This is a genomic window from Leifsonia sp. NPDC102414 (assembly GCF_044765685.1).
Classification (GTDB): Bacteria; Actinomycetota; Actinomycetes; order Actinomycetales; family Microbacteriaceae; genus Leifsonia.
Map to the genome: position 1 here is coordinate 780421 of NZ_JBIWKN010000002.1, position 6052 is coordinate 786472.

Here is a 6052-nt window from a genome sequence, read left to right on the forward strand (position 1 = left end):
GTGGATACCGCTGTGTCGACGACCAGACCCGTTCCCGTGCATCTGCACTGGCGCTACCTCGGACTCGTGTTCGCCGGCGGCGCCCTCGGAACGACGGTCCGCTACCTGATCTCGGCCGCTGTGCCCCCGCTCGCCGGTCTGCCGGTGGCGACGTTCGGCATCAACGTGGTCGGCGCGTTCGTGCTCGGCTGGCTGCTCGAGACGCTCGCGCTGCGCGGACCCGACCACGGGATGCGCCGCAACCTGCGCCTGTTCGCCGGCACGGGCATCCTGGGCGGGTTCACCACGTACAGCGCGTTCGCGGTGGATGCGGACGGGCTGATCGCGGCCCAGAACCTCGGCGGGAGCATCCTCTACGCCATCGCGACGATCGTCGTGGGCGCGGCGGCCACGCTCGCGGGGATCGCGCTCGCCGCACGGCTGGGGCGCGCCGAATGACGCCGCTGCTCGTGCTCGGGGTGGCCGTCGCCGGCGGGCTCGGCGCCGTCGCGCGCCTCGTGCTCGACGGCGTGCTGCGCAGCCGCATCGTGGTCTCGTTCCCGCTCGGCACCACGGTGATCAACGTGACGGGGTCGTTCCTCCTCGGCCTGGTCACCGGCCTCGCGATCGCCAACGGCCTGCCGGCGGAGTGGCGCGCTGTGATCGGGACGGGCTTCCTCGGCGGATACACCACGTTCAGCACGGCCAGCTATGAGACCGTGCGACTCGCGCAGCAGCGCCGCTACCGCGCCGCCGCGTTCAACGCGTTCGGCATGATGCTGCTCGCGCTCGCCGCCGCCGGCCTCGGCCTCTGGCTCGGCTCGCTGTAGCAGGCGGGGCCAGCGGAGGCGGAGGAGAGTCGACGGGTCAGTCCTGCGCGGACTCCTGCTCCATCCACCACTCGGTGAACTCCTCGGCGCGGCCATCCGGCACGAGCTTCACCACCCAGAGGTTGCTGTAGATGGGGCCGTCGCGGTAGTCGGTGACGCCCTCGACGAAGTAGGTGAGTTGATCCTGGCCTGCGATGCGCCACTCGAACGTGGCCGCGCCAGGGTCGTCCTGCGCATCCAGCCAGCCCTCGACGATCTCGAGGTGCCCGTCCCACGGTTCGGCGAACGGTTCGGTGCGGTAGCTGGCGTCCTCGGTGAACAACGCCCGGATGTCGTCCGGATCGTTGGACTCCCACGCCCGCCGATAGAGTGCCACCCACTTCTCGATCGGTTCGCTCATGGCCTCTTTATACGCCAACGCGTGGCCGACGCGCCATGAAAGCCGCCAAATGCGCGGCAAACCCGGGAAATGCGACGCAAGCACCGGCCTCGCGGGGCTGCCGGGGGACCGCATCCCGTCGCTACCATGTGGGCATGGATGCGCAGCTCGAGCCGTGGGCGGAGTTCAACGTCGCCATCGCGGGAGCGGGGGCCGCCCTCGGCGGGCTGCTGATCGTGGCGCTGTCGGTGAACATCAAGCAGATCGCCGAGTCGCGCGGACTGGCCGCGCGGGCGGGCGCCGCCATCGCGGCGCTCATCCTCGGCATCGTGCTGGCGTGCGCTGCGCTCATCCCCGGCCAGGCGCTGTGGGCGTACGGGATCGTGACGCTCGTAGGCACGGCGACCGGGGTGGTGATCGCGGTGCTGGCCGCGCGGGCCATCCTGCGCGATCCGGAGCGGGCGGACTTCCACCGGTGGGATGCGCAGCACATCGCGTCGTTCGTGGCACCGCTTGCGATCTTCGCGGTGGGCGGGGTGCTCGGGGTGCTGTCGAGCCCCGTTGCGCTCTACTTCGTGGCGGCCGGGACGATCGTGGCGCTGATCGGGGCCGCGCTGTTCAGCTGGATCGCGCTGGTCGAGATCCTGCGCTGAGCCGCACTGCGCTGGTGTGTCTAGCGCACCGCGAACGGCGGGGTCTCGACGCCGGGCACCAGAGCGCCCGCAGGGTCGGAGTTCACGGCGACGATGCGGTTCTGCGCATCCACGTGCACCACCGTCGGCTCGAACGCGCGGGCCTCCGCATCCGTGAGCTGGGCGTATGAGATGACGATAACGAGGTGGCCGACCTCCGCCAGGTGGGCGGCGGCCCCGTTGACGCCGATTACGCCGCTGCCGCGCTCGCCGGCGATCAGGTAGGTCTCGAAGCGGTTTCCGTTGGCGATGTCGACAACGCTCACCTGCTCGCCTGGAAGCAGATCGGCCGCGTCGAGGAGGTCGAGGTCGACCGTGAGCGAGCCGACGTAGTGCAGGTCGGAGTGCGTGACGGTCGCGCGGTGGATCTTGGACTTGAACATGGTGCGGAGCATCGGGGGCGCCCTTTCTCAGGAATGCAGTCTCAGCGAGGCGGTCTCAGTTGAGCAGCCTCAGCGAAGCGGTCTCAGTGCACCAGCGCGAGCTGGGGGAGCGCGGAGATCAGCGAGGCGAGCTCCGGAACGTCGTGGGCCTCGGCCAGAGCGCGCTCGAGGGCGTCGTCGTGGATGGGGCGTGCCGCGTCGAGCAGGTGGTGGCCCGCGGCCGTGAGCTCGGTGTAGATGCCGCGGCGGTCGTCGTCGCAGAGCACGCGGGTGAGGAGGCCGCGCTCCTCCAACCGGTTGACGAGGCGCGTGGTGGCAGACGGACTGAGCGCGCTGGCGCGGGCGAGCTGCTGCATGCGCATGTGCCAGCCGTCCTGGCGGCTGAGGGCGTCGAGCACCGTGTGTTCGACCACGGAGAGCTGCACCTCTTTGCTGAGCGCGCGTTCGAGTTCGCTCTCGATGAAGTTGTGCAGAGCGGCGAGGGTCCGCCAGCCCTGGGCGCGCACCTCGACGGCGTCGTCGGTGATTCCCATCGGGGCCTCCTGTCTGTGCTCGGTCGCCCGTGCTCGGTCGTCTGTGCTCGGTCGCCCGTGCTCGGTCGTCTGTGTGCCGGCGCGCGCATCCACGGGTTGCGGAAGGTAGTTGCATGTGCAACTATTTATGACGCGCTTGCAACTATCAGAGTATCAGCATCAAGGAGTTCTTATGCCTGTCGGCCTCATCGCCCTCGCCCTCGGCGGCTTCGGCATCGGCCTCACCGAGTTCGTCATCGCCGGCCTCCTCCCCGAGGTGGCCGCCGACTTCCACGTGAACGAAGCGGCGGCGGGTTGGCTCATCTCCGGCTACGCGCTCGGGGTGGTGGTCGGCGCCCTCTTCCTCACCGCGGCCATCAACCGGCTCCCGCGCAAGGCGGCGCTGCTCGGGCTGATGGTGCTGTTCATCGTCGGCAACACGGTGTCGGCGCTCGCCCCCACATACACGCTCATGCTGTCCGGCCGCGTCCTCGCTGCTCTCGCGCACGGCGCGTTCTTCGGCATCGGGTCCGTGGTCGCGGCCGGGATGGTCGCGCCGGACAAGAAGGCTCGCGCCATCGCGATCATGTTCACCGGCCTCACCGCGGCGAACGTCCTCGGTGTCCCGTTCGGCACGCTGCTCGGCCAGGCGCTCGGCTGGCGGTCCACGTTCTGGGCCATCGCGATCATCGGCGTCCTGGCGACGGTCGGAGTGGCGACCCTCGTGCCGAAGGGCACGGGCGCTGCAGACCCGGCGGACCCGGCGGCGCAAGGCGGCCTCCGCCACGAGCTGCGCGCGTTCCGCTCCGGCCAGGTCTGGCTGTCCATCGTGGTGACCGTCCTCGGCTTCGGCGGGATGTTCGGAGCGTTCACATACATGGCATTCACGCTCACCGAGGTCAGCGGGTTCGCATCCAGTGCCGTGCCGTGGCTGCTCATCCTGTTCGGCGTCGGGCTGTTCGCCGGCAATGCGCTCGGCGGGCGCTTCGCCGACCGCGCGCTCGACCGGACGCTGATTGTGGTGCTCTCCGGGCTCGCGGTGATTCTCGCGGTGTTCGCGCTCGTCGCCGGCAACCCGGTCGGAGCCGTGATCGCCCTGGTGCTGATGGGCGCCTTCGGCTTCGCGACCGTGCCAGGACTGCAGATGCGCGTGATGAACTACGCACCGGATGCGCCCACCCTCGCGTCCGGCGCGAACATCGCCGCCTTCAACGTCGGCAACGCCCTCGGAGCGTGGATCGGCGGAGTGACGATCACCGCAGGGCTCGGGTACACGTCGCCGCTGTGGGCGGGCGCGCTCATCACCGTGGGCGCCGTGGTCGTGATGGTGTTCGCCGCGTCGGCCGCGCGACGCTCGCGCGCTCGGGCGGCGGACGGCTCGGCAAAAACCTCGTCCGAGGCGGTTCCTGTCGGGTAGACGAAGGAGTACAGTCGCGATTGTCTCGAACGGTCAGGGGGTGATCGGGTTGGTACAAGCGGCTGAACAGCCCACCGCCTTCTCCCCTGCGCGCGTGCTGATCGGGTCTCTGATCGGCGGCGCCGGGCTCGTGATCCTCGGCTTCTTCCTCGGTTCGTCTCAGGCGTCCGCCGCAGAGCCTGCCCCGCCACCTCCCGTGCACTCGGTGCTCGGGGCGGTCGGCGGCGTGGTCTCCGACCTCGACAAGACGGTCGGTTCGGTCGTCGGCGGCGTGACCGACGCCGCGTCGAGTGTGACCCAGGCGGTCGCGCCCGTCGTTCCGGATCCCGTCCAGGATGTGGTCGCCACGGTGACCACCCCGGTCACGGACACGCTCGGCAGCATCGCCGACCAGGCTCCTGTGACCAGCACGGTGACGCCGGTCGTGACCGCCGTCGACAACGTCGTGAATTCGATCCCGCTGACCAACGACCTGCTCGGCGACGACCCCGTCGCCACGGTCGTCACCCCGGTCACCGACGCGGTGGACGACACGGTCGCCTCCGTGGTCGACGGCGCGACGAAGGCAGTGGACCCGGTCACCGGGACGCCGATCGTCACGATTCCGCCTCTTCTTCCGCCTGTCGTGCCGGGAACGCCGGGTGTTCCGGGTGCCCCGGGAACGCCGGGTGTCGACGGTCCTGGTGCCCCGGGAACGCCGGGTGTCGACGGTCCTGGTGCCCCGGGTGCGGATGCGGGCGGCCAGCTCGCCCTGACCGCTCCTGCCGCGCAGGGCGCCGATGCAGGCGCGTCGATTCTCGTGACGGATCGTGCTGGACGCGCGGGTGCGCATCCACTGGCTGTCGCGACCGCTGGCGAACGCTCTGTGACGCTGCCGGGCGGCGTCCCTGCGACGCCTGGCGAGCCGGGAGGGCCATCGCCTGCGACTCCGCCTGCGCCGACCACGGGTAGTGGGTCCGGCGGGGCGGGAACCGGTGGCGCCGCATCCGGTGCGGCCGTCACGGAGAGCTTCAATGCACCTCTCGCCGCACGAGGTGGCCTGCTCGGTGCGTTCGGCGACGACCGCGTTCCGGCGTCGCCCGTGCTCGACCACGACACCAGCCCCGACTGAGTGGGTCGCCTCTGCCCTTCTACGGCAGAACGCGACCGAAGTCTCCCGTGTGGGAGCACAAACACTCAATCGAAAGGCAAGACCATGAACAAGTACGTGTCGAGGGGGTTGTGGTTCACCCTCTTCCTCGGCGGGTTGTCACTGGCGGGTGTCGGCGTCGCGAACGCGGCCGAGACCAGCGGAAGTGACGGCACCGCATCCGGGACGCAGGCCGTCGTCGACCTGACCGTCCCTGTGACCATCAGCGGAAACGGCATCAGCGTGCTCGGTGACTCGAGCAGCGCGGACGCGACGGCTGCGGCGCCTGCCGCTGCTGCACCTGCTGCCGCGCCCGCCCCTTCCGCGTCGGTCGACACCTACGGGCTGGGCGGTGTGCTCTCCGGCACGCAGGCCCTGGTGGATGTGAACGTGCCGGTGACGGTCACGGGCAACTCGATCAGCGCGGTGGGGGATGCGGCGACCGCTGACTCCACGTCGGCTGCTGCTCCCGCTCCTGCGGCTGCTGCTCCCGCGGCATCCGGTCCGACGACCTCCGGTTCGGACGGCGTCGCCTCCGGAACGCAGGCCCCCGTGGATGCGGCTGTGCCGGTGACGGTCGGCGGGAACGCGATCAGCGTGCTCGGCGACTCGACCAGCACGGGATCGACCGCGACCGCTCCGGCAGCGGGAACCCCCGCGGGTTCTGGCGCGACGACGACGGGCGCGGACGGTATCGCGTCGGGCATCCAGGCGCCGATCGGCGCTGCTGT

General features: G+C 70.4%; 8 protein-coding genes and 1 pseudogene. 6 read left to right on the forward strand and 3 right to left on the reverse strand.

Annotated features, from left to right (window positions below):
• Positions 1–12 precede the first annotated feature (12 nt).
• On the forward strand, positions 13–438 hold the full coding sequence (locus ACIRCZ_RS12205) for a CrcB family protein (RefSeq protein WP_055896869.1): 426 nt from the start codon (positions 13–15) through the stop codon (positions 436–438).
• On the forward strand, positions 435–809 hold the full coding sequence (gene crcB, locus ACIRCZ_RS12210; RefSeq protein WP_055896866.1) for a fluoride efflux transporter CrcB: 375 nt from the start codon (positions 435–437) through the stop codon (positions 807–809). Before ACIRCZ_RS12205 ends, crcB begins: the two co-directional genes overlap by 4 nt.
• Positions 810–846: 37 nt before the next feature.
• On the opposite strand, the gene ACIRCZ_RS12215 is transcribed toward crcB, so the two are convergent.
• Positions 847–1209 (reverse strand): nuclear transport factor 2 family protein, encoded by a 363-nt coding sequence (locus ACIRCZ_RS12215; protein ID WP_055896863.1) that lies wholly within the window; start codon positions 1207–1209, stop codon positions 847–849.
• Between the two features lie 134 nt (positions 1210–1343).
• Here ACIRCZ_RS12215 and ACIRCZ_RS12220 point away from each other — a divergent pair, with 134 nt between their 5' ends.
• Positions 1344–1841, forward strand: a complete 498-nt coding sequence (locus ACIRCZ_RS12220) for a hypothetical protein (RefSeq protein ID WP_402853373.1) — start codon at positions 1344–1346, stop codon at positions 1839–1841.
• Positions 1842–1861: 20 nt separating this feature from the next.
• Here the strand turns inward: ACIRCZ_RS12220 and panD are convergent, their stop codons facing one another.
• Both panD and ACIRCZ_RS12230 read right to left on the reverse strand, forming a co-directional pair.
• A complete protein-coding gene (panD, locus tag ACIRCZ_RS12225; protein WP_055896857.1) occupies positions 1862–2275 on the reverse strand; it encodes an aspartate 1-decarboxylase in 414 nt (137 codons plus the stop codon).
• A gap of 71 nt (positions 2276–2346) precedes the next feature.
• Entirely contained in the window at positions 2347–2796 is a 450-nt protein-coding gene (locus ACIRCZ_RS12230; RefSeq protein ID WP_402853376.1) for a MarR family winged helix-turn-helix transcriptional regulator, read from the reverse strand.
• A gap of 172 nt (positions 2797–2968) precedes the next feature.
• On the opposite strand from ACIRCZ_RS12230, the gene ACIRCZ_RS12235 reads away from it, so the two are divergent.
• From ACIRCZ_RS12235 to ACIRCZ_RS12245, 3 genes and pseudogenes are all read left to right on the forward strand, one after another.
• Complete coding sequence (locus tag ACIRCZ_RS12235; protein WP_402853378.1) at positions 2969–4192, forward strand: MFS transporter; 1224 nt, start codon at positions 2969–2971, stop codon at positions 4190–4192.
• A gap of 94 nt (positions 4193–4286) precedes the next feature.
• Positions 4287–5303, forward strand: a complete 1017-nt coding sequence (locus ACIRCZ_RS12240; RefSeq protein WP_402853381.1) for a hypothetical protein — start codon at positions 4287–4289, stop codon at positions 5301–5303.
• An 84-nt stretch (positions 5304–5387) separates the two neighbouring features.
• Positions 5388–6052: pseudogene (locus tag ACIRCZ_RS12245) on the forward strand (hypothetical protein); the annotation flags it as partial.

Bases quoted from the DNA above. Each gene is read 5' to 3' on its own strand.
- crcB (WP_055896866.1), top strand. From the start codon at position 435: ATGACGCCGCTGCTCGTGCTCGGGGTGGCCGTCGCCGGCGGGCTCGGC.
- ACIRCZ_RS12215 (WP_055896863.1), bottom strand. From the start codon at position 1,209: ATGAGCGAACCGATCGAGAAGTGGGTGGCACTCTATCGGCGGGCGTGG.
- ACIRCZ_RS12220 (WP_402853373.1), top strand. From the start codon at position 1,344: ATGGATGCGCAGCTCGAGCCGTGGGCGGAGTTCAACGTCGCCATCGCG.
- panD (WP_055896857.1), bottom strand. From the start codon at position 2,275: ATGCTCCGCACCATGTTCAAGTCCAAGATCCACCGCGCGACCGTCACG.
- ACIRCZ_RS12230 (WP_402853376.1), bottom strand. From the start codon at position 2,796: ATGGGAATCACCGACGACGCCGTCGAGGTGCGCGCCCAGGGCTGGCGG.
- ACIRCZ_RS12235 (WP_402853378.1), top strand. From the start codon at position 2,969: ATGCCTGTCGGCCTCATCGCCCTCGCCCTCGGCGGCTTCGGCATCGGC.